The sequence below is a fragment of the Parapedobacter sp. ISTM3 genome (genome assembly GCF_016533505.1).
In the GTDB taxonomy this organism is placed as follows: domain Bacteria; phylum Bacteroidota; class Bacteroidia; order Sphingobacteriales; family Sphingobacteriaceae; genus Parapedobacter; species Parapedobacter luteus.
Window position 1 is genome coordinate 1 of sequence record NZ_JAENGN010000022.1, and the last position, 22,889, is coordinate 22,889.

Genomic DNA, 22,889 nt, shown 5'->3' on the forward strand with positions numbered 1-22,889 from the left:
AAAGTCAGGGTTTTGTATGGATTTTAAAATGGATTAGTGATGAACGATAACAACAAAAAGCAATTGAAAAAGACCGGACGTCGCCCCAAAGAAGACCCGGCGACCATCCGCTATACGATTTCCTTTAACGAGCAGGAACACGCCCATTTTCTTGCCCTGTTTGATAAATCAGGTATGCAGGTAAAGGCTCATTTCATAACGTCCTGCATCTTTGACAAGACCATAAAAACCATTCAGATTGACAAGGGAACGGTTGATTTTTATATGCGGCTGACCTCTTTTCACAGCCAGTTCCGCTCCATAGGTGTAAACTATAACCAGATTGTAAAGCTGTTGTACAAGAATTTTTCGGAGAAAAAAGCCGCAGCGTTCCTGTACAAATTGGAAAAACAAACGGCTGAAATGGCGATGCTATGCCAAAAAATCATTCAGATAACCGAAGAATTTGAAGCAAAGAACCTGAAAAAATAGCAGTACAGATGATAGCAAAGATTGGCAGAAGCGGGAATTTATACGGTGCATTGGCGTACAATCAGCTCAAAGTAGAGAATGAAAACGGGAAAATTCTGTTCGCAAATAAGATAATCGAAACGCCAACTGGAGCATATACTGTTGCACAATTAGCACAATCTTTTGCACCTTACCTGATTGCCAACCGCAATACGGAAAAGCATACGTTGCATATTTCGCTCAATCCCGACCCGAAAGATAAGGTTAGCGATGACAGGTTTCGGCAAATGGCGGAAGAATATATGCGGGAAATGGGCTACGGCGAACAGCCTTTTGTGGTATTCAAACATACCGATATCGACCGCAGCCATATACACATTGTATCGGTTTGCGTGGACGAGCAGGGCAAAAAGATTTCGGACAAATTCGAGAAAATGCGGTCTATGAATGTGTGCCGTGAACTGGAAAGACAACACGGCTTGATACCCGCAACCGATAAAGAACACAAGCAGAACGACAAGATTTTCCGTCCGGTAGATTATCGGGCAGGCGATGTGAAAAGCCAAATCGCTTCGGTTGTCCGCCACCTACCGAATTATTATAAGTTTCAGACTTTGGGCGAATACAATGCCTTGCTTTCCCTGTTTAATGTTACCACCGAAAAAGTGGAGGGCGAATTGCAGGGAAAAATGCGGCAAGGCTTATTATATATTCCTTTAAACGAGAAAGGCGAAAGAGCCGGGCATCCGTTCAAGGCTTCGTTGTTTGGTAAAAATGCAGGGCTTCCGGCTTTGGAACTGCATTTTGCAAAATGCAAAGAGGATTTAAAAGACCACCCAAGTAAGCAGACCCTAAAAGCTGCAATTTCTATTGCTCTGAAATCCACAAATGATGAGCAGGCTTTTAAAAAGCAGTTGAGTGAACAGGGCATTAATGTAGTGGTCCGCCGGAACGATACAGGTCGTATTTATGGTATCACTTTCATAGACCACAATTCAAAGGCGGTTTGGAACGGTTCACGCTTAGCAAAGGAACTTTCTGCCAATACCTTTAATGATTATTGGAACAATAATATCAAACCGGAGATTAAAGAACCTGTCGTACAACTTCCAAAAACATCCACATCAAATGATGCAGATCTTCCTGCGGAAGAACCTCATCACTTGTTCGACTTCCTGAATACTACTGAAAAACACGAAGACGGTTTGATTGAGGCATTTGGCGGTTTGTTACCCGAAGCACAGGGCGATGATTACGAGGAACAGGATTTTGCTAACAAAATGAAGAAGAAAAAAAAAAGAAGACTGTAAGAGGTCAGATTTTGGAATTAAAAATCTGTTTTTAAAAAGATTTATTGAGCTGTCACTTTATAATTCTGAAAGAATTTGAGTTGTATTTAAGTAATTGCTTAAATAAACAAATTGACTATCTTTGTGCTATGGACAATAATTCTTGCATACGACAACAAGCAGACATTAAACAAATAAACCGCTGTAAAGACCGAGTTTCAGAACTCAACGGTTCTTTTGACTATTTATCGAACGGACTTGAATTAGCGGGAAACAATGTAAGACTGAAAATACTCTTTCTACTTTATGAAGAAAAACGACTTTGTGTTTGTGATATAAGTGATATTCTTGGTATGACAATTTCAGCGGTTTCACAACACTTGCGGAAACTCAAAGACAGAAAACTTATTGAAACCGAACGAGAAGCTCAAACTATTTTTCACTCACTGACTAAAGAGTATGAAAAAATGCTGAAACCATTTTTCAAAATACTTGACGAAAACAAAATATTAGAAACAATATGAAAACTGACAAAAAATTAATTGGTGCAGGACTTTTGACTACAATTGCAGCTTCTCTTTGTTGCATCACACCAGTATTGGCTCTTATTGCAGGAACAAGCGGTCTTGCTTCCACTTTTTCTTGGCTTGAACCTTTTCGACCCTATTTTATCGGGTTGACAATTTTGGTTCTTGGTTTTGCTTGGTATCAAAAGTTGAAACCCAAAAAGCAGATAGATTGCAATTGTGAAACAGAAGAAAAACCAAAATTCATTCAGTCAAAAATGTTTTTAGGAATAGTAACAGCATTTGCAATCGTAATGCTTGCCTTTCCATACTACTCAAGCATTTTCTACCCAAAGACAGAAAAGCAAATCATAGTAGTGGACAAATCCAATATTCAAAAAGTAGAATTTACGATTAGCGGAATGACTTGTGCAAGTTGTGGCGAACACGTAAATCACGAAGTAAATAAATTGACAGGAATAATAAGTTCAAACGCTTCTTATGAAAATGGAAATGCAATCGTAGAATTTGACAACTCAAAAACAAATATTTCTGAAATCGAAAAAGCAATAAACTCAACAGGATATTCTGTAACCGACAAAAAAGAAAATTAAAATGGAAATCAAATTACAATCAACAATCACTTGTCCCAACTGCGGACACAAGAAAGAAGAAACAATGCCGACAGACGCTTGTCAATATTTTTACGAATGTGAAAAATGCAAACAAGTTCTAAAACCAAAACAAGGCGACTGCTGTGTTTATTGTAGTTACGGAAGTGTTGCTTGTCCACCAATTCTGCAGGACAAAAAATGTTGCTGACGGACAGAAAACAGAAGAGCAACTAAAAGTATTTTTTATTTGGATGCTTCATAAATGTTACGATACAAAAGGATCATAGAAGCTACAACTCTTATCACTTCGCCAAACACTGCCACGCACCGCCATTGACTGCCACATTCTTATAGCCGCTGTGTAGAGCCTTTAAATTCACGCCCGAACATTAAAACTAAAAAAGAATGCAGGGAGAAGACGATTTAAGAGGTTTAGCCAAAATAATGGCTTTTATGCGGGCAGTCAGTATTCTTTTGGTGCTGATGCACCTTTATTGGTTCTGCTACGGGTTCTTTTTAGAACGTGGTTGGACGTTGGAAATAATCAACAAGATATTAGGCAATTTCGACCGGACGGCGGGCTTGTTTTCACATACCCTTTATACCAAGGCGTTCGCTTTGGTTTTGCTTGCTTTGAGTTGTTTGGGAACGAAAGGCGTAAAGAATGAGAAGATAACCTGGGCTAAAATCTACGTGGCTTTGGGCGTTGGTTTTGTGCTGTTCTTTCTGAACACGCCGTTGTTAAAGCTATCTCCGGTAATAGGCACATTTCTGTATATCCTTACTATCTCGTTAGGTTATATCGCTTTGCTGATGGCTGGCGTGTGGATGAGCCGTTTGCTTCGTACTAATCTGATGGACGATGTTTTCAATAACGAGAACGAGAGCTTTCAGCAGGAAACAAAGCTGATGGAAAACGAGTATTCTGTCAATCTTCCTACCAAATTTTACTACAAAGGCAAATGGAACAACGGTTGGATAAACATTGTAAATCCTTTCAGAGCATCAATCGTGTTGGGTACTCCGGGTTCAGGAAAATCGTATGCCATCGTAAACAATTACATCAAGCAACAGATTGAGAAAGGCTTTAGTATGTACATTTACGATTTTAAGTTTGACGACCTTTCTACCATTGCCTACAATCATTTATTGAAGCATCGGGATAAGTACAAAGTTCAACCCAAATTCTATGTCATCAACTTTGATGACCCACGCAAGAGCCACCGTTGTAACCCGTTAAATCCCGATTTTATGACGGACATTTCTGATGCTTACGAAGCGGCTTATACCATAATGCTGAACCTCAATCGAAGTTGGATACAGAAGCAAGGAGATTTTTTCGTGGAAAGCCCAATTATCCTATTGGCTGCCATTATTTGGTATCTGAAAATCTATGAGAACGGTAAGTATTGTACATTCCCACACGCCATTGAATTGCTGAATAAAAAGTATTCGGACGTATTTACCATTCTGACCTCATATTCCGATTTGGAAAACTATCTTTCTCCGTTTATGGATGCCTGGCAAGGTGGCGCACAAGACCAATTGCAGGGGCAGATTGCATCGGCAAAAATTCCTTTGTCAAGAATGATTAGCCCGCAATTGTATTGGGTAATGACCGGGGATGATTTTACGCTTGACATCAACAATCCGAAAGAACCTAAAATTTTGTGTGTAGGTAACAATCCCGACCGTCAAAATATCTACTCCGCAGCTTTGGGATTGTACAATTCGAGAATTGTTAAGCTCATCAACAAAAAAGGGCAATTAAAGAGTTCAGTAATCATAGATGAGTTGCCCACAATTTATTTTAGGGGACTGGACAATCTCATCGCAACTGCGAGAAGTAATAAGGTAGCTGTGTGTTTGGGCTTTCAGGATTTTTCGCAGTTAATACGGGATTACGGAGATAAAGAGGCAAAAGTTATCCAAAATACCGTAGGTAATGTATTCAGTGGGCAGGTTGTGGGCGAAACCGCAAAGAGCTTGTCAGAACGGTTCGGAAAAGTATTGCAGAAACGTCAGAGTATGACCATCAACCGAAATGATAAATCAACTTCGATTTCTACGCAATTAGACAGCCTTATTCCTGCTTCTAAAATTTCAACTTTGACACAGGGTATGTTTGTTGGTGCTATATCCGACAACTTTGACGAGCGTATCGAGCAAAAGATATTTCACGCAGAAATAGTGGTCGATAATGATAAAGTTTCCGCAGAAACCAAAGCGTATCAGAAGATACCGCAGATTTTATCTTTTGCTGATAAAAACGGCAACGATAATATGAAGCAAGAGATTGAAAGCAACTACCGCCAGATAAAATCCGACATTGTACACATTGTTGAAAGTGAAATAGAGCGTATCAAGAACGACCCGAACTTACAGCATTTGATACAGCAAGAACAATAAACGCATTAAATAAAGGACTAAGAATGTTGGTGGTGCTTCTTCTTGAATTTAGATGGAGTGTCGCCAACATTTTTTTGAACAGTTTATAAAACAAATATTCGGAATGAAAAATGATGATTATAAAATAGTAATTTTTCAAAACAATGCAATGCCATTGCATTACTTTTTTACTAACTTTGCAAAAGAATATGAAAGTCTTTTACTCCATATTGGCAATTTATATGATGACGGTATTTTTAATGCCGTGTACCGATATGTATGAAAAGGACAACTTTCAAAACCATAACCATTCGGAAGAATTAACCCATCAAGGAAGCCACGACCATCAGGAAACAACTGATATGTGCAGTCCATTTTGTTTATGCGGTTGTTGTGGAATAGTTTCAGGTATAGTGCTTCAATGGAATGTATACAGCTTAGTTAAGGCGAAGACTTTTGACCTTTCTAAGCCTAAAGTTTATTATAAATGTACCTTTATATCCCACTATCTGGGGGGAATTTGGCAACCGCCAAAGATTAATGCATAATTTTTAATGTTTTAATGATTATAGCTTTTTGCGTACAGCAACAAGCTGAATGTTTTGGGTCATACTTCGTATTTCTCGTATTCATAATCATTGCAATTTATCATTAATTATTCATCATTAATCACAATAGAAGTGTTAAATAGTATTATAAAATTCTCTATAAAGAATAAGTTCATTATAGGATTGATGACCTTGTTTCTCATCATTTGGGGGGTATGGAGTGCCAAGCAAATCCCCATTGATGCCCAACCTGACATTACAAACAATCAGGTTCAGATTATTACCCTGTCGCCTACATTGGCAGGACAAGAAGTAGAACAATTAGTAACATTTCCCGTAGAGCAAAGTATCGTTAATCTTCCAAAAGTAGAAGAGATAAGAAGTGTTTCAAGATTTGGATTATCTGTTGTAACCGTTGTCTTTCAAGATAATGTCGATATTTATTTTGCACGACAGTTAGTAAGCCAACAGCTGAAAGAAGCACAAGACCAGATACCTGACGGGATTGGAACACCTGAACTTGCTCCTGTCAGTACAGGTCTTGGCGAAGTGTACCAATATATTCTTCATCCCAAAGAAGGCAGTGAAGACAAATATTCCGCAATGGATTTGCGGACAATGCAGGACTGGATTGTTGCCAGACAACTTTACGGTACTCCGGGAATTGCAGAAGTCAATAGTTTCGGTGGTTTGCTTAAACAGTACGAAGTTTCTATCGACCCAAACCGCATCAAGGCAATGGACGTTAGTATTTCCGATATTTTTACCGCCCTCGAAAACAACAACCAAAATACCGGAGGTGCATATATCGATAAGAAGCCCAATGCTTACTTTATTCGCGGGATTGGTCTGGTTACTTCATTGGAAGATGTAGGAAATATCGTCGTTAAAAATACAGGTAGCGTTCCGGTATTTATCAAAGATGTGGCAGAAGTACAATTTGGTCACGCAACCCGGTACGGAGCATTGACCTATAATGGCGAAGTAGATGCTGTGGGTGGGATTGTAATGATGTTGAAGGGAGAAAACACCTCTGAAGTTGTAAAAAGTATCAAAGAAAAAATACCGGTTATCCAACAATCTCTACCCGAAGACGTGGTCATAGAACCATTTTTAGACAGAATGGATTTGGTTGATAGAGCGATAAGTACGGTTCAAAAGAACCTCATTGAGGGCGCACTGATTGTTATTTTTGTATTAATTCTATTCCTGGGGAATTTCAGAGCAGGACTGATTGTAGCCTCAGCCATACCGCTATCTATGCTTTTTGCGTTGGGAATGATGCGGCTGTTTGGTGTAAGTGCCAACCTGATGAGTATGGGGGCTATTGATTTCGGATTGGTAATAGATGGTTCCCTGATTGTTGTTGAAGCGACAATGCATCATTTGGGCTTGCGGAAATCCACACAAAGACTTACGCAGGCAGAAATGGATGAAGAGGTATATGAATCTGCACGGAAAATTCGTACGAGTGCCGCATTTGGCGAAGTTATCATCCTCATTGTCTATATCCCTATCCTTACTTTGGTGGGTATAGAGGGTAAAATGTTTACGCCAATGGCACAGACTGTAAGTTTCGCCATTTTGGGAGCTTTGATTTTGTCCTTTACCTATATCCCGATGATGAGTGCCTTGTGTCTGTCTAAAAAACCGATTACCAAAAGGAATTTTTCAGACAAAATGATGGACTATCTTCAAGGGGTTTATAAGCCTTTGTTAGAAAAAGCCATTCGGATAAAATATGTGATTATTGCGGTTGCCGTTGGGCTGTTTACCATAAGTATATTTCTATTTTCACGGATGGGCGGAGAGTTCCTGCCAAAATTGGGCGAGGGCGATTTTGCTTTCCACTGTATCCTGCCACAAGGAACATCGCTTAGCCAAAGTCTGGAAACCTCTATGCAGGCATCAAGGATAATCAAGGAATTTGACGAAGTGAGAATGGTCGTAGGCAAGACTGGTGCTGCCGAAGTACCGACAGACCCGATGCCTCCCGAAGCCACTGACCTGATGATTATCCTAAAACCGCAGGACGAATGGAAAACAAAAAAATCCTATGACGAGCTTTCCAATGAAATGATGGAGAAACTTAAAGTTATTCCCGGTGTATTCTTTGAAGCCAATCAGCCGATACAGATGCGTTTTAATGAGTTGATGACAGGTATCAGGCAAGATGTAGCCGTTAAGATATTCGGAGAAGACCTCGACAGTTTGTTGGTTTATGCGAATAAAGCGAATGCTATTATTCAAACAGTAGAAGGTGCGACCGCTCCGCAGGTAGAGCGGGTAGCAGGTCTTCCCCAAATCAATATCGAATACGACCGTACCCGAATAGCCAACTATGGCTTGAATGTACAGGAGATAAATGATATTGTCAGCACTGCGTTCGCAGGTAAATCAGCAGGTGTTATTTATGAAAACGAACGAAGATTTGATTTGGTGGTAAGGCTTGATGAAGAACACCGCAGTTCCATTGAGGATGTGAGCAATTTGTTTATTCCACTTCCAAACGGAGAGCAGGTTCCACTTTCGCAGGTTGCCAACATTGACTATAAATTAGGTCCTGCACAAATCAGTCGTGAAGGAGGAAAACGAAGGATATATATCGGATTTAATGTACAAGGGCGGGATGTAGCAAGTGTTGTAGAAGAAATTCAGGATAAGTTGGCTGAACAGGTTAAGCTACCGACAGGATATTATTTTACCTATGGCGGTCAGTTTGAGAACCTCCAAAAAGCTACTGACAGATTACTGATTGCAGTACCTATCGCCCTGCTTTTGATTTTTATCCTGCTATACTTCACGTTCCATTCGTTCAAGGAAGCCGTTTTGGTCTATACGGCTATCCCGATGAGTGCCATTGGAGGCGTATTTGCCCTTTTATTGCGGGATATGCCATTCAGCATATCGGCAGGTGTCGGATTTATTGCTCTGTTCGGTGTTGCTGTTCTGAACGGGATTGTACTGATTGCCACGTTCAATAGACTGGAGAAAGAGGGTTGGAACGAGATTGTTCCGAGAATTATCGAGGGAGCTAAAACAAGGCTTAGGCCTGTATTGATGACAGCATCAGTGGCAAGTTTAGGCTTTTTACCAATGGCATTAAGTACAAGTGCAGGTGCAGAAGTACAAAAACCGTTGGCAACGGTGGTTATCGGCGGATTGATTTCAGCAACGGCATTGACGTTGTTCGTACTGCCTTTACTGTACCTCGTATTTATGAGAAATCATAAGCCTACGAAAAATAATAAAATGAAAGCCATAACACCTGTATTGTTGCTGTTTGTGTTCTTAGGTTTTTCTCAAAACAGTAATGCACAAAATCCGGTAAATGTAGATAGAGCTATTGAGATAGCTATGGAAAATAACCCTCAGCTCCGTTCCAAAAATTTGGATATTCAATCTGCCCAAAGCCTAAGCAAGACAGCATTTGAACTGCCGAAGACCAATGCAAATTTCCAATATGGGAATAACGAGGGCTTTGAGTACAATGACGGTTTCCAAATTTCGCAGACCATACCCTTTCCAACACTTTTTGGGGTAAAGAAGAACCTTGTCAAAGAGCAGGTCAAAGGTCAGCAGTGGGCGAAGGCACTTACAGAAAATGAACTGAAAAAGCAGGTAAGAACCTATTATTATCAGTTGGAATATTTGGAGCATAACGCTTCGGTTTTAAAGTATCTTGATAGTATTTATTCAGACTTTATCCGTGTGGCGGAACTGCGTTATAAAACCGGAGATATAGGGCGGATTGAAGTCAGTACTGCTGTTACCAAACAGGGGGAAATCAATTTATTGCTCCAGCAAAACGAGGTTTTAAGGCAGAACGCCTATCAAAGCCTTAAAAATCTGATGCAGACACAGGAAGACTTCTTAATAGAACCGCAACCGGATTATACACCATTGCTGTTAAGTTCTTTCATTGACAGTTCGGCTGTTGCAAATCATCCGAGCATCCAGCTATTGTACCAAGAGGCGAAAATTGCCGAACAGAACAAGAAATTGGAACGGGCAAACAGCCTGCCTGATTTTACGTTCGGCTATAATAACATATCGCTGATAGGAATGCACAGTAAAAATGGTGTAGAGCAATTTTATGGCAGAGGACAGCGGTTTAGTTTTGTTGATGTAGGTATTACAATCCCCATTTTTACAACCACCAAAGCAAAAATTCGCTCGCTTGATTACAAGAAACAATCATTGGAATTAAATGCGCAATGGCAGGAACAACAGCTTAAAACGGAATTGGCAAACGCCTTGAAACAATACGAACAATATGTAGCGCAGTTTACCTATTTCAAGGAGCAGGCACTTCCCAATGCTGATGAGATTATCAATGCTGCAAAGCTGGGGTACAGTACCGGAGATATTTCTTATGTGGAGTACCTATTTGCCTTGCAGACAACAGCAGACATTCAGCTTAATTATTTAAATAGCATTCAGCAAATCAATGAGGCTGTAACGCTTATCCATTCATTAATCAGTAAATAATACAATATATGAAACGTACCATAAATAAGATAGTTTTTAGCGTTCTTGTCCTCGTAACATTCTTTGCTTTTAACGCTTGTACGAATAATCATAAAGAGGGCGACGGACATAACCACGGAACGGAAGCAGAAGCAAAGCCGGAAACAGATGAACACGAAGAAGAAGACGTTGCCGTACTGACCGATGAGCAGATGAAAGCCGTAGGTATTGAAATCGGTTCAATTGAACAGAAGCAATTATCCGCAACGTTGAAAGCCAATGGTGCATTGAGAGTTCCCAACAGCAACAAGGCGAATGCAACCTCGTTGTTTGGTGGTGTTATCAAATCCCTTAATGTGGAGATAGGCGATTTCGTAAGGAAAGGTCAGGTTATCGCTACTATTTCCAATCCGCAATTCATACAATTGCAGGAAGAATACCTAAGCATCAATAGCCGGATAGAATTTGCAGAGCAGGAAGTGGCAAGACAAAGAGAGCTGAACGAGGGAAATGCAGGTGCAAAGAAAAACCTGCAAAGTGCCACTACCGAATTGAACACGTTGAGAACACGAAAAGCATCGTTACAACAACAAATCCAAATGATGGGCATTAATCCGGCTTCCCTGTCAAATTCCAATCTTAAATCCTCGTTGGTCGTTACAAGTCCGATAAGCGGTACTGTGAGCAATGTTTTCGCCAAAATCGGAAGCTATGTAGATGTGTCATCGCCTATTGCTGAAATCATAGAAAACACAGCCCTGCACTTGGACTTACAGGTGTATGAAAAGGATATTCCTTTAATCAAAATAGGTCAGAAAATAGATTTTGTCGTAACCAACAATCCCAATAAGACTTATTCTGCCGAAGTTTATAGTATCGGCTCATCCTTTAGCGGAGAGAGTAAAACTATTGCTGTTCACAGCAAGATTACAGGAGATAAAGCAGGATTGATTGACGGAATGAGTATAACCGGAATGGTAAGTTTAGATGATGTATTAAGTACGGCTGTACCCAACGATGCTATTGTCAATGCAGACGGAAAGTATTACATCTTTTTGGTCAAGGAGCGGGAAGAAGAAGCTCACGACCATAAAGAGGGCGAAGCTCACGACCATAACCACGGTTCTGAAAAAGGAACTCAATTTGTAAGAATGGAAGTCGTTAAAGGTGCTACGCAATTGGGTTATACGGCAATTACACCTGTAAGTGAAATTCCGCACGGTGCGCATATCGTGGTAAAAGGCGCGTTTTTTGTGAATGCAAAAATGGATGATTCGGGAGAACACGCCCACGCTCACTAAAAAACATTGGATAATGAAAAAAAACATTGAACAGAAGCTGTTGTCAAAGAACACCAATCCGACCAGTATGCGGATATTGGTGTACGACTTCTTGGAGCAACAGCAGACAGCAATGTCCTTATCTGAAATTGAGAGCCATTTTTATAAAGCAGACAGGGTTACGATTTACAGGACTTTGAAAACTTTTGAAGAAAAAGGCATTGTACACAGTATTCAGGAGAACACTACGGTCAAGTATATTCTGTGCCACGATGGGTGTGATGAAAATACACACAAGGATTGGCACTTACATTTCTATTGTAAGATTTGTAAGCAGACAACCTGTAAGGAGGATTTTATAATACCGCAGAATGGAAGTCAGAATTACCGTATCGACGAACTAAAATTATTTGGTAAGGGAATTTGTGAAAACTGTTTAAAGGAGAGTTTGCAATAGCATTGCAGGCTCTCCCTGTGTAACTTTGTTATAAATATAAATGTGTTATGGACACCTATCTTAAAGAAACAAAAATCCTTGACTACTCCAATGCTTCCATACAAAAGCTATTGGAGCAGAGAGGGTGGGAAAACTTGGACACCGTTGCCAAAGTTCAAGCCATTTACAATTTTGTACGGGACGAAATAAAGTTTGGCTATAATGTTTCTGATTATATTTCCGCATCGCAGGTGCTGAATGACGGGTACGGACAATGCAACACAAAAGCCACTTTATTAATGGCTTTGTTAAGAGCAACAGATGTACCTAACCGTATTCACGGCTTTACCATTGACAAGGCATTGCAGAAAGGAGCTATTACAGGTATTTGGTACAGACTATCGCCTAAGAATATCTTGCATAGCTGGGTTGAAGTTTGGGTAAACGAGCAATGGTATTTTTTGGAGGGCGTGATTTTGGATAAACCGTACCTCACTAAATTACAGGAACAGAACAGTGATTGCAAGACCACTTTTTGCGGTTTCGGGGTTTATACCGATAATTTTGAGAACCCGCCGATTGAATGGAACCTCAATAATACATTTATTCAGGATAAAGGCATCAATCGGGACTTTGGCGTTTTTGATACACCCGATGCGTTTTATGCAAAACATCAACAAGAACTGAACGCTTTCAAGAAGTTTATTTTTCAGCATATCGTGAGGCATATAATGAATAATAATGTAGAAAGAATAAGAAATAAAAAAGTGTAACGAACCTAAAAAATTAAAGGCTATGATAAATACAGACAAAAATCACAAGCATACTTACGATGCACAAGGCAAAATGACTTGTTGCACACAGGAAGAAAAAATCTACACCAAAGCAGGTGCTAAGGAATTGGTAAAAGGGCATCACAAAAATGACGGGCATAATCACGACCACAGTGATGATGACGGACACGACCATTCGCATTCAGGAGATACTGACAATGTTTTCAAGATGTTTCTTCCCGCCATTATTTCCCTTGCGCTGTTGCTTGCAGGTATTGCAATGGATAATTGGTTTCCGCAGACGTGGTTTACCGATTGGGTACGGATTATTTGGTACGTGGTGGCTTATGCTCCTGTTGGACTGCCCGTACTCAAAGAAGCCGTTGAGAGTATTCGCAAAGGCGAGATTTTCTCGGAGTTCTTTTTGATGGGCATTGCAACTATCGGGGCATTTGCCATTGGCGAATATCCCGAGGGCGTTGCGGTAATGTTGTTCTATGCCGTTGGCGAAGTTTTTCAGACAATGGCTGTTTCGAGGGCAAAATCAAACATCAAATCTTTGCTTGACCAAAGACCCGATGAAGTAACCGTTTTAAAAAACAATGAACCGCAAACCGTAAAGGCAGAAACTGTTGCCGTTGGCGAAATTATACAGCTTAAACCGGGAGAAAAATTAGGCTTAGACGGAGAACTGTTGTCCGAAACGGCATCTTTCAATACATCGGCTTTAACAGGCGAAAGCAAACCAGATACAAAAAACAAAGGCGAAACCGTTTTGGCAGGGATGATTAATCTCAACACCGTATCGCAGGTAAAAGTTACGACCGCATACACCGACAGTAAGTTGAGCAAGATTTTGGAATTGGTACAAAATGCCACTACACAAAAAGCACCAACGGAATTATTTATCCGGAAATTTGCAAAAATCTATACGCCTATTGTAGTGCTGTTAGCCATAGCTATTTGCCTACTGCCTTATTTCTTTGTAGAAAATTATGAGTTTAGAGATTGGCTGTACAGGGCTTTGGTATTTCTGGTTATTTCTTGTCCTTGTGCGTTGGTTATTTCCATTCCGTTAGGTTATTTCGGTGGTATTGGTGCTGCAAGCAAAAACGGAATACTGTTTAAAGGGAGTAACTTTTTAGATGCTCTTTCCGATATCCAAAACGTAGTGATGGATAAGACAGGCACAATGACAGAGGGCGTTTTTAAGGTTCAGGAAGTCAATTTCAATCCTGAATTTGATAAAGCCGAAATTCTGGAATTAGTTAACATTTTGGAAAGCAATAGCACACATCCCGTAGCGACCGCTATTCACGAATACGTGGGGAAACCGAATAATGAAATCCAATTGGAAAATACGGAGGAAATCGCCGGACACGGTTTGAAATCAACTGTAAACGGTAAGGATTTATTGGTCGGGAATTTCAAACTGATGGATAAGTTCGGCATACCATACGACTTAGACCCGAACAGCATCGTTTATACAACTATCGCCGTTGCTTACGACAGCAAATTTGTCGGTTACATCACGATTGCCGACAGTATCAAAGAAGATGCACAGGAAACCATAACCCTACTGCATAAGCTCAATGTTAATGCAACGATGCTTAGCGGAGATAAAAGTACCGTTGTAAAATATGTGGCGGAGCAGTTAGGGATAGACAATGCTTTTGGAGATTTATTGCCCGAAGACAAAGTAAACAAAGTCAAAGAGATAAAAGCCAAAAATGAAAGCGTTGCCTTTGTCGGGGACGGTGTGAATGATGCACCTGTTGTAGCATTAAGTGATGTGGGTATTGCAATGGGTGGTTTGGGAAGCGATGCTACTATTGAAACCGCCGATGTAGTAATACAAGACGATAAGCCGAGTAAAATACCAATGGCAATCAATATCGGTAAACAGACAAAGAAAATAGTTTGGCAAAATATCGCTTTAGCATTTGGAGTGAAAGCCATTGTATTGATACTTGGTGCAGGTGGATTAGCCACAATGTGGGAAGCCGTATTTGCTGATGTAGGTGTGGCATTATTGGCTATATTGAATGCAGTAAGAATACAACGAATGAAGTTTTAAACAACGTTCAGTTCAACTTAAATCGTAAATTTGTGCATTAGTTTGATATGAATATAAATGTGAGTAAGGAATGAATATACTCTTTATAAAAAATATGGTTTGCAACCGCTGTATTATGGTGGTACAAAATGAATTGGACAAGTTGGGTTTAAACGTAAAGAACATAAAACTTGGAGAAGTAGTACTTAGCAAAGAACCTACAGCCGAAGAAAAAAATAAATTGGATAAAGCCTTAGTTTTATTAGGGTTTGAACTCATTGATGATAAGAAAAGTAGAATTATCGAAAAAATAAAGAATATAATTATTGAGTTGGTTCATCATCAAAACAACGATGCCAAAACCAATCTTTCAGATGTGTTAAGTAGTCAATTACACCACGATTATAATTATTTATCCAACCTGTTTTCGGAGATAGAGGGTACTACCATTGAAAAATACTTTATAGCCCAAAAAATAGAAAAGGTAAAAGAGCTATTGGTATATGATGAACTGTCTTTGAGTGAAATTGCTTTTCGTCTGAACTATTCGAGTGTAGCTTATTTAAGCAACCAATTCAAAAAAGTAACAGGACTGACACCGAGCTATTTCAAGCAAATACGGGATGATAAAAGAAAACCTTTGGATAAGGTCTAAGTAAATCTTACAAATCCATTCCATAATTCCACAATAATTCCCATCCATATTATCGCCAATTTTGTATTGTTAATTAAAGCAAGCGAAAATGGCAACAAATAAAAATAAAGAAATCATCTATCTTCCGTTGGAAGATGTAGAAAGCGAGCATTGTGCATTAATCGTTGAAAAAGGATTGGCACAGGTAAAAGGCATAGAAACCCACAAAGTAGAACTGAATAACCGCAGGGCAGCCATTACAGTAAATAATACAGAAGTTGTAGGCGAAGCGGTAAAAGTAATTAAAGATTTGGGTTATGGCGTTTCTACTGTAAAAAACACCTTTCCTGTTTTGGGTATGACCTGTGCTTCTTGTGCGGGCAGTGCTGAAAGCATCGTTAAATACGAACCAGGTGTAGTAAACGCTTCTGTAAACTTTGCCACGGGAAATCTTACCGTTGAGTACCTGCCCAATATAACTGATGCTTCAAAATTGCAAAAGGCGATACAGTCCATCGGTTACGATTTGTTGATTGAAGATGAAACTAATCAGCAGGAAACATTAGAAGCCATCCACACTCAAAAGTTTCAAAAACTAAAAACTAAAACCATTTGGGCGGTTATACTTTCTCTTCCGGTAGTAGTGATAGGTATGTTATTTATGGATATACCTTATGCCAATCAAATTATGTGGGTATTTTCTACACCTGTTGTATTGTGGTTGGGCAGGGATTTTTTTATCAATGCCTGGAAGCAGACAAAACATCGTTCAGCCAATATGGATACATTGGTAGCATTGAGTACAGGTATCGCCTATCTGTTCAGTGTATTCAATATGTTGTTTGCCGACTTTTGGCATCAAAGAGGATTACACGCCCACGTATATTTTGAAGCAGCGGCTGTTATTATTGCATTCATTCTGTTAGGGAAGCTGTTGGAAGAAAAAGCCAAAGGCAATACATCTTCAGCTATTAAAAAGTTAATGGGGTTGCAGCCGAAAACCGTCATCGTGATACAAACGGACGGAACGGAAAAACAGACCGCTATTGAGGATGTAAACGCAGGCGATGTTATTCTTGTAAAGCCGGGCGAAAAAATTGCGGTGGACGGTATGGTAACTTCAGGCAATTCTTACGTGGATGAAAGTATGTTGAGCGGAGAACCTGTACCTGTATTGAAAAACGAAAACGAAAAAGTATTTGCAGGAACGATTAACCAAAAAGGAAGTTTCCAATTTAAAGCCGTTAAGGTAGGCAAAGAAACAATGCTTGCTCATATCATCAAAATGGTGCAGGACGCACAGGGAAGCAAGGCTCCCGTACAAAAGTTGGTAGATAAGATTGCTGGTATTTTTGTTCCGGTTGTGATAGGTATCGCTATCCTTACATTTATATTATGGTTCATCTTGGGTGGCGATAATGGGGTTGTTCAGGGTCTATTGGCAGCAGTTACGGTATTGGTTATTGCCTGTCCTTGTGCTTTGGGATTGGCGACACCTACGGCTATAATGGTTGGAGTTGGTAAAGGTGCTGAAAACGGTATTTTGATAAAAGATGCCGAAAGTTTGGAATTAGCGAAAAAAGTTGATGCCATTATTTTAGATAAAACAGGAACAATTACCGAGGGAAGACCAGAGGTAACAGGCGTTCAATGGCTGAATAATGATGATGCGACCAAAGACATTTTATTAAGCATTGAAAAGCAATCCGAACACCCATTGGCAGAAGCGGTGGTAAAACACTTGGATGGAGCAACAACCACAACTTTAACACAATTTGACAGTATCACAGGTAAAGGAGCAAAAGCCAATCATAATAACGAAACCTATTTTGTAGGCAATAAAAAACTATTGAGAGAAAACAACATCAGTATTGCGGAACAATTACAAAATCAAACTGATGAATGGGGCAAACAATCGAAAACTGTTATTTGGTTTGCCGACAGCAAACAGGCACTTTCCGTATTAGCCATATCAGACAAGATTAAAGAAACATCTGTACAGGCTATCAAAGAAATGCAGGATATGGGCATCGACCTGTATATGCTAACCGGAGATAATGAAGCTACTGCCAAAGCCATTGCAGAGCAAACAGGCATTAAGCATTACAAAGCAGAAGTATTGCCACAGCACAAAGCCGATTTTGTAAAAGAGTTACAAAGTAAAGGTAAAGTAGTGGCAATGGTTGGGGACGGTATCAATGACAGTACCGCTTTGGCAACAGCCGATGTGAGTATAGCAATGGGCAAAGGTTCGGACATTGCAATGGACGTCGCCAAAATGACCATCATTTCGTCCGACCTGACCAAGATACCGCAGGCAATACGCTTGTCCAAACAGACCGTAGCCACCATCAAGCAAAACCTGTTCTGGGCGTTTATCTACAACGTAATCGGCATTCCGGTAGCGGCAGGCATCCTTTACCCTGTTAACGGCTTCCTGCTCAACCCGATGATTGCGGGTGCGGCAATGGCATTGAGCAGCGTGAGCGTGGTCAGTAACAGCCTGCGGTTGAAGTGGAAGAAATAAAACAGTAAATCTCACAAATCAAACAAGAAATTACACAACAATAACTAACTGAATAGTACGGAAATTTGCATTATCAGATAACTCTAAAATTTGTAAACAATGGAAAATAAACAATTTCAATTCAAGACGAACATCAATTGCGGCGGTTGTATCGCATCTGTAAAGCCGCACTTGGACAAGGCAGAGGGCATCTGCCATTGGGAAGTGGACACGGCCAACAAGGACAAGGTACTTACCGTGAAGTCCGAGGGCATTACCGAGCAGGAAGTAATATCGACCGTGCAAAAGGCAGGCTTCAAAATAGAACCTTTGGATGCCTAAGCCAGCACCTTTTTGAAATGCCCTTTTTCCGACCGAATTTCCATGAGGTTGGGTTGATGAAAAAGGGCATTTTATCAATTCTGAAAAAAGGCGATAGGTTATTGCGTATATGGCATTATTTTTCCATATAGCAAAAAAAACGTAAAACGATATAAAAAAAACCAATCTAATTTGTAACTTTGTTGCGTTGAAAAATTATAGAATACATATAGGCATTTTGACATTGTTCTGTTTGGTTTTCTTTATGATGCCAAGTCAGAGCTATGCCTGTTCCAAAAATTCAACAAAGACCGAGCAGTCTTTCTGCTCAAAGGAGAAATCCAAAAAATCAGAACATAAAAAAGGTTGCAAGAGCAAATCCTGTAAAAAATGCAAAAGTGACAAATGCGGGGGCGGTTGTTCCCACAGCTCTTGCAGGTGCGGTGCTTCAACCACTTCCCTAAATGTCCCAACCGTAATCGAATTAAAGGCAAAAAATCACTTAGCAGCAGCTAAAAAGCAAAAATTCGGTTTCAAAGAAGCCTACTATTCTTCGGGCTTTTTCTCCATTTGGCTACCGCCTAAAATAAGCTAAAACTATGGCCTGATAGCCATAGGTATGTCCTGTCAGAAGCTGTTCCGGCTTTTGCAAATCCCCTATTTGTATCATTTATTTAAAATTTAAAACAGAAATGGGTTTATCAATCCCCCGTTTCTCAAAATGTAATTATTATGAAATCATTATCAAAAATAGTGATGGTAATCGCCGTATTACTATCATCAATAAACGGCTTCGCACAAATCAAGAATGCGAAAACAGAAACCGTAAAGATTTACGGCAATTGTGGTATATGCAAAACCACCATCGAAAAGGCAGGTAACGTAAAAAAGGTAGCCAGTGTGGACTGGAACAAAGATACCAAGATGGCTACGCTCACCTATGACGGCGACAAAACAAATCAGGATGAAATCCTGAAACGTATCGCTTTGGCTGGTTATGACAGTGAGAAGTTCCGTGCGCCGGATGACGTATATGCTAAACTGGCTGGTTGCTGCCAGTATGATAGACCAGTGAAGACGGTTGCCAAAAACAAGGAGGCGGGAATGGACATGAATGCCGGACATGGCAATCACGACCATAGTCAAATGGCAGCTAACAAAGATGCAGCCCAAAACCAATCACAGCTAAAGGCTGTATTTGACAACTACTTTTCAGTGAAAGATGCTTTGATAAAAACCGATGCGGCGACCGCATCTGCCAAAGCCGCTGAATTGGCTGCATCCCTTAAAGCAGTCGATATGAATAAGCTATCGGCAGAGGAACATACGGCTTGGATGAAAGTGATGCAGGACTTGACGGCCAATGCGGAAAGCATTTCAAAATCAAAAGATGTTGCAAAACAAAGAAGTGCTTTTGCGGCACTTTCGGGAAGCATCTACACACTGGCCAAAGTGTCTAAACAGGATACTCCCGTTTATTACCAGCACTGCCCTATGTACAACGGAGGTAAGGGAGCCAATTGGCTAAGTAAAGAGAATGCTGTTAAAAACCCATATTACGGCTCACAGATGCTTACCTGCGGCAGTACGGTCGAAACCATTAAATAACAGGTCTGAAAGCTATGGTACAGTACAATGACATGGTGCAGGCGCTTAAAGACCTAAGACAGCGTGGATACAGTATGGACTTTAGTCTGTTGCCGGACTGCCTGTTCTGTGCGTCAAGGAGCCTGAAACTAAAACCGGAGGATTTTACGGTTACGGAAACCCATAGGTTTGAAAGCCTCGACAGCAGTCCTGATAACAATGCCGTGATTTATGCCATATCGTCCAATGATGGTAAGAATAAAGGCGTACTTGTTGATGCCTATGGTGCTTATGCCGAAGAAATGACCCATGAGATGGCAAAAAAATTAAGTGCAACATAACTTTTAAAACCCCTTGTTATGAAGAACAGGACAAATTGGTATGTCATTACGGGAGGCCCATCAACAGGTAAAACTACGGTTGTGAACCTCTTGGCTGAAAAAGGATATAATACAGCCATAGAACATGCCCGGCATTACATAGAAACGATGAGCATCGGCGGAAAGACCGTAGCGGAAATCAGGGAAAATAAGCTGGAATTTCAACAAGGCGTACTGAAAATGCAGATTGAACAGGAAGCAAAGCTCGACCCGGAGGAAGCGGTATTTTTGGATAGGGCTATACCCGATGCCCTTGCCTACTATCGTTTTTTAAGGCTTGAACCGGATGCCCTGCTGAATGCTGCTTTAGCGCATGTTGATTATAAGAAAGTATTTATACTTGACAGGCTCCCGCTTGTAAAGGATTATGCGAGAACCGAAAATGAAAGTGAACAACGCCATATACATTCTCTTATAATCGAAGTTTATAAATCCCTGTCTTTTCCGATTGTACACGTGCCTGTGCTGCCACCGGAAGAAAGGGTTCAGTTCATTCTTAACAATCTATAATATTTAATGCGATTATGAATAAATACACGTGTCCTATGCACCCACAGGTGCTAAAAGACGAACCGGGAAAATGCCCGCTCTGTGGCATGGCATTGGTTCCCGTTGGCGGTGCGTCAGCTTCTCATGAACACACATCAGGACATGGGCATTCCGGGCATTCTCAACATGGCCATGCTGACGAAAACTTTAATAAACATGAGGGGCATCATACAGGCGATTTCCTCACACGTTTTTGGATAAGCCTTGTCATTACAATCCCTATCCTGCTCCTGTCACACATGATACAGCAATGGTTGGGTTTCTCCCTTGCTTTCAATGGCGATAAATATGTGCTGCTGGCATTGGGTACGGTGATTTATTGCTATGGAGGCTTACCGTTCCTAAAGGGAATGATTGGCGAGGTGAAAGCCAAAGCCATAGGGATGATGACACTTGTTGCCATTGCCATATCCGTAGCCTATGTTTATTCCGTAGCCGTTGTATTTGGCTTGCAGGGTATGGACTTCTTTTGGGAACTGGCAACCCTAATTGACATCATGCTGTTAGGGCATTGGCTGGAAATGCGTTCCCAAATGGCTGCTTCACGGGCATTACAGTCATTGGTGGCTTTGCTGCCCAACGATGTTACCGTGGAACGTGGCGGAGAAGCTGTAAAGATAAAGCTCGAAGACCTGCAAAGCGGTGAAACGGCTATCATAAAACCGGGAGAAAAAATTCCAGCCGATGGATTGGTACTGGAGGGGCTTTCGTATATCAACGAGAGTATGCTTACCGGGGAAAGTGTTCCCGTAAAAAAGGAAAAGGACGGAAAGGTCATCGCAGGCTCTATCAATGGCGATGGTGCGCTGAAAGTTAAGGTAACAGCCGTGGGAAAAGACAGCTACCTGAACAGGGTTATCAATCTTGTGCAGGAAGCGCAGGCTACTAAGTCTAATACACAGAACCTTGCGGACAAAGTTGCCAAATGGCTCACCTTTATTGCCATTGCCGTGGGCATAGGCACATTTGCCTATTGGTATGCAAGCAGTGGAGATATTGCCTTTGCGCTTGAAAGAATGGTGACGGTAATGGTAACGGCCTGCCCGCACGCATTGGGCGTGGCTATCCCGTTGGTGGTCGCCATTTCCACAACGCTTTCGGCGACCAATGGCCTGCTCATCCGCAACCGTACGGCATTTGAAACCACCCGAAAACTTTCCACCGTCATTTTTGATAAGACCGGAACGCTCACCAAAGGTTCCCATGCCGTAGAAAAGGTTATACCGTTAACAGACGAATATAATGCCGATGAGGTTATCCAGTATGCTGCCGCAGTACAGCAAAATTCGGAACACCATATCGCCAAAGGCATTATGGCTACATTGAAAGAAAAGAGCCTTGCCTTATGGAAGTCTGAAAACTTCAGCTATATGCAGGGCATAGGTGTTAAAGGTGTTGTGAACGGGAAAAATGTCGTAGCTGGCGGCCCGAATTATTTCACCGAAAACCACCTTTCCCTGCCGGAAATACCAAGCGAAATCAATCAGGAAGCCGAAACGGTCAACTTTGTCCTCATTGATGACCGGGTAATCGGCATCATTACTTTGGCAGACAGCATCCGTGAGGGTTCGGCACAGGCGATTGAGGAACTCAAAAAAATGGGCATCAAGTCCTTTCTGCTCACCGGGGACAACGACAGGATTGCTGCTGCCGTAGCCGGAAAATTGGGTATGGACGGGTATTTGGCTAATGTGCTTCCGCACAACAAGCAGGAGAAAGTAAAGGAGTTTCAGGCAAAAGGCGAAATCGTAGCAATGACTGGTGATGGTGTAAATGATGCACCTGCACTGGCACAGGCAGATGTGGGCATTGCCGTGGGTTCCGGTACGGACGTGGCTGCCGAAACAGCGGATATCATATTGGTAGACAGCGACCCGAGGGATGTGGTCAAACTGATTGACTTCGGCAAACTTACCTACAAAAAGATGGTACAGAACCTGATATGGGCGGTTGGCTACAACGTGGTGGCAATACCGCTTGCGGCAGGCGTACTCTATCCGAATTTTGTTTTAAGTCCCGCTATGGGTGCTGTGCTGATGAGTGTAAGCACCATTGTAGTGGCTATTAACGCAAGTTTTTTAAAAATCAAAAAATAAATAAAA

19 protein-coding genes are annotated in these 22,889 nt (G+C 41.0%); all 19 read left to right on the plus strand.

The window, feature by feature from the left end:
• Nucleotides 1–39 precede the first annotated feature (39 nt).
• The 19 genes from mobA (at nt 40) to JHJ32_RS20775 (ending at nt 22,883) form a co-directional block, all read left to right on the plus strand.
• The gene (gene mobA, locus JHJ32_RS20695) at nt 40–471 is read left to right on the plus strand and encodes a conjugal transfer protein MobA (RefSeq protein WP_084019006.1); all 432 of its coding nucleotides are present in this window, start codon (nt 40–42) and stop codon (nt 469–471) included.
• An 8-nt stretch (nt 472–479) separates the two neighbouring features.
• Nucleotides 480–1,760 carry a conjugal transfer protein MobB gene (mobB, locus tag JHJ32_RS20700; RefSeq protein WP_065719249.1) on the plus strand — a complete coding sequence of 427 codons (1,281 nt, stop codon included), beginning with the start codon at nt 480–482 and terminating at the stop codon, nt 1,758–1,760.
• Nucleotides 1,761–1,888: 128 nt separating this feature from the next.
• Nucleotides 1,889–2,263, plus strand: coding sequence for a metalloregulator ArsR/SmtB family transcription factor (locus JHJ32_RS20705; protein ID WP_002978466.1), 375 nt, complete (start codon nt 1,889–1,891; stop codon nt 2,261–2,263).
• The gene (merTP, locus tag JHJ32_RS20710; RefSeq protein ID WP_101726688.1) at nt 2,260–2,859 is read left to right on the plus strand and encodes a mercuric transport protein MerTP; all 600 of its coding nucleotides are present in this window, start codon (nt 2,260–2,262) and stop codon (nt 2,857–2,859) included. The genes JHJ32_RS20705 and merTP overlap by 4 nt, the downstream gene beginning before the upstream one ends.
• 1 nt (nt 2,860) lies before the next feature.
• Nucleotides 2,861–3,067 carry a GDCCVxC domain-containing (seleno)protein gene (locus JHJ32_RS23075; RefSeq protein ID WP_103905100.1) on the plus strand — a complete coding sequence of 69 codons (207 nt, stop codon included), beginning with the start codon at nt 2,861–2,863 and terminating at the stop codon, nt 3,065–3,067.
• Between the two features lie 197 nt (nt 3,068–3,264).
• The gene (mobC, locus tag JHJ32_RS20715; protein WP_091098840.1) at nt 3,265–5,268 is read left to right on the plus strand and encodes a conjugal transfer protein MobC; all 2,004 of its coding nucleotides are present in this window, start codon (nt 3,265–3,267) and stop codon (nt 5,266–5,268) included.
• 188 nt (nt 5,269–5,456) lie between these two features.
• Nucleotides 5,457–5,795 carry a DUF6660 family protein gene (locus JHJ32_RS23265; protein WP_003010400.1) on the plus strand — a complete coding sequence of 113 codons (339 nt, stop codon included), beginning with the start codon at nt 5,457–5,459 and terminating at the stop codon, nt 5,793–5,795.
• Nucleotides 5,796–5,981: 186 nt separating this feature from the next.
• A complete protein-coding gene (locus tag JHJ32_RS20720) occupies nt 5,982–10,286 on the plus strand; it encodes a CusA/CzcA family heavy metal efflux RND transporter (RefSeq protein WP_233632785.1) in 4,305 nt (1,434 codons plus the stop codon).
• Nucleotides 10,287–10,294: 8 nt separating this feature from the next.
• The gene (locus tag JHJ32_RS20725; RefSeq protein ID WP_103905102.1) at nt 10,295–11,566 is read left to right on the plus strand and encodes an efflux RND transporter periplasmic adaptor subunit; all 1,272 of its coding nucleotides are present in this window, start codon (nt 10,295–10,297) and stop codon (nt 11,564–11,566) included.
• Nucleotides 11,567–11,579: 13 nt separating this feature from the next.
• Nucleotides 11,580–12,002: a Fur family transcriptional regulator gene (locus JHJ32_RS20730; RefSeq protein ID WP_013597180.1), complete on the plus strand. Its 423-nt coding sequence runs from the start codon at nt 11,580–11,582 to the stop codon at nt 12,000–12,002.
• 47 nt (nt 12,003–12,049) lie between these two features.
• Nucleotides 12,050–12,754, plus strand: coding sequence for a transglutaminase family protein (locus tag JHJ32_RS20735; RefSeq protein WP_003010388.1), 705 nt, complete (start codon nt 12,050–12,052; stop codon nt 12,752–12,754).
• 22 nt (nt 12,755–12,776) lie between these two features.
• Entirely contained in the window at nt 12,777–14,831 is a 2,055-nt protein-coding gene (locus JHJ32_RS20740) for a heavy metal translocating P-type ATPase (protein ID WP_103905103.1), read from the plus strand.
• Between the two features lie 70 nt (nt 14,832–14,901).
• A complete protein-coding gene (locus JHJ32_RS20745) occupies nt 14,902–15,465 on the plus strand; it encodes an AraC family transcriptional regulator (RefSeq protein WP_068599326.1) in 564 nt (187 codons plus the stop codon).
• Between the two features lie 88 nt (nt 15,466–15,553).
• Nucleotides 15,554–17,971: a heavy metal translocating P-type ATPase gene (locus tag JHJ32_RS20750; RefSeq protein WP_200122292.1), complete on the plus strand. Its 2,418-nt coding sequence runs from the start codon at nt 15,554–15,556 to the stop codon at nt 17,969–17,971.
• Nucleotides 17,972–18,070: 99 nt separating this feature from the next.
• Nucleotides 18,071–18,292: a heavy-metal-associated domain-containing protein gene (locus JHJ32_RS20755; RefSeq protein ID WP_002981097.1), complete on the plus strand. Its 222-nt coding sequence runs from the start codon at nt 18,071–18,073 to the stop codon at nt 18,290–18,292.
• Between the two features lie 711 nt (nt 18,293–19,003).
• Nucleotides 19,004–19,879 (plus strand): DUF3347 domain-containing protein, encoded by an 876-nt coding sequence (locus tag JHJ32_RS20760; protein ID WP_034735069.1) that lies wholly within the window; start codon nt 19,004–19,006, stop codon nt 19,877–19,879.
• A 14-nt stretch (nt 19,880–19,893) separates the two neighbouring features.
• A complete protein-coding gene (locus JHJ32_RS20765) occupies nt 19,894–20,199 on the plus strand; it encodes a phosphoribosylpyrophosphate synthetase (RefSeq protein ID WP_072885940.1) in 306 nt (101 codons plus the stop codon).
• An 18-nt stretch (nt 20,200–20,217) separates the two neighbouring features.
• A complete protein-coding gene (locus tag JHJ32_RS20770; RefSeq protein ID WP_091098856.1) occupies nt 20,218–20,748 on the plus strand; it encodes an AAA family ATPase in 531 nt (176 codons plus the stop codon).
• A gap of 14 nt (nt 20,749–20,762) precedes the next feature.
• Nucleotides 20,763–22,883 carry a heavy metal translocating P-type ATPase gene (locus JHJ32_RS20775; RefSeq protein WP_091098859.1) on the plus strand — a complete coding sequence of 707 codons (2,121 nt, stop codon included), beginning with the start codon at nt 20,763–20,765 and terminating at the stop codon, nt 22,881–22,883.
• Nucleotides 22,884–22,889 lie beyond the last annotated feature (6 nt).

Coding starts and splice junctions, on each gene's coding strand:
- JHJ32_RS20705 (WP_002978466.1), top strand. CDS start 1,889: ATGGACAATAATTCTTGCATACGACAACAAGCAGACATTAAACAAATA.
- mobA (WP_084019006.1), top strand. CDS start 40: ATGAACGATAACAACAAAAAGCAATTGAAAAAGACCGGACGTCGCCCC.
- merTP (WP_101726688.1), top strand. CDS start 2,260: ATGAAAACTGACAAAAAATTAATTGGTGCAGGACTTTTGACTACAATT.
- JHJ32_RS20730 (WP_013597180.1), top strand. CDS start 11,580: ATGAAAAAAAACATTGAACAGAAGCTGTTGTCAAAGAACACCAATCCG.
- JHJ32_RS20720 (WP_233632785.1), top strand. CDS start 5,982: ATGACCTTGTTTCTCATCATTTGGGGGGTATGGAGTGCCAAGCAAATC.
- JHJ32_RS20740 (WP_103905103.1), top strand. CDS start 12,777: ATGATAAATACAGACAAAAATCACAAGCATACTTACGATGCACAAGGC.
- JHJ32_RS20770 (WP_091098856.1), top strand. CDS start 20,218: ATGAAGAACAGGACAAATTGGTATGTCATTACGGGAGGCCCATCAACA.
- JHJ32_RS20765 (WP_072885940.1), top strand. CDS start 19,894: ATGGTACAGTACAATGACATGGTGCAGGCGCTTAAAGACCTAAGACAG.
- JHJ32_RS23265 (WP_003010400.1), top strand. CDS start 5,457: ATGAAAGTCTTTTACTCCATATTGGCAATTTATATGATGACGGTATTT.
- JHJ32_RS20775 (WP_091098859.1), top strand. CDS start 20,763: ATGAATAAATACACGTGTCCTATGCACCCACAGGTGCTAAAAGACGAA.
- JHJ32_RS23075 (WP_103905100.1), top strand. CDS start 2,861: ATGGAAATCAAATTACAATCAACAATCACTTGTCCCAACTGCGGACAC.
- mobC (WP_091098840.1), top strand. CDS start 3,265: ATGCAGGGAGAAGACGATTTAAGAGGTTTAGCCAAAATAATGGCTTTT.
- JHJ32_RS20725 (WP_103905102.1), top strand. CDS start 10,295: ATGAAACGTACCATAAATAAGATAGTTTTTAGCGTTCTTGTCCTCGTA.
- mobB (WP_065719249.1), top strand. CDS start 480: ATGATAGCAAAGATTGGCAGAAGCGGGAATTTATACGGTGCATTGGCG.
- JHJ32_RS20735 (WP_003010388.1), top strand. CDS start 12,050: ATGGACACCTATCTTAAAGAAACAAAAATCCTTGACTACTCCAATGCT.
- JHJ32_RS20760 (WP_034735069.1), top strand. CDS start 19,004: ATGAAATCATTATCAAAAATAGTGATGGTAATCGCCGTATTACTATCA.
- JHJ32_RS20750 (WP_200122292.1), top strand. CDS start 15,554: ATGGCAACAAATAAAAATAAAGAAATCATCTATCTTCCGTTGGAAGAT.
- JHJ32_RS20755 (WP_002981097.1), top strand. CDS start 18,071: ATGGAAAATAAACAATTTCAATTCAAGACGAACATCAATTGCGGCGGT.
- JHJ32_RS20745 (WP_068599326.1), top strand. CDS start 14,902: ATGAATATACTCTTTATAAAAAATATGGTTTGCAACCGCTGTATTATG.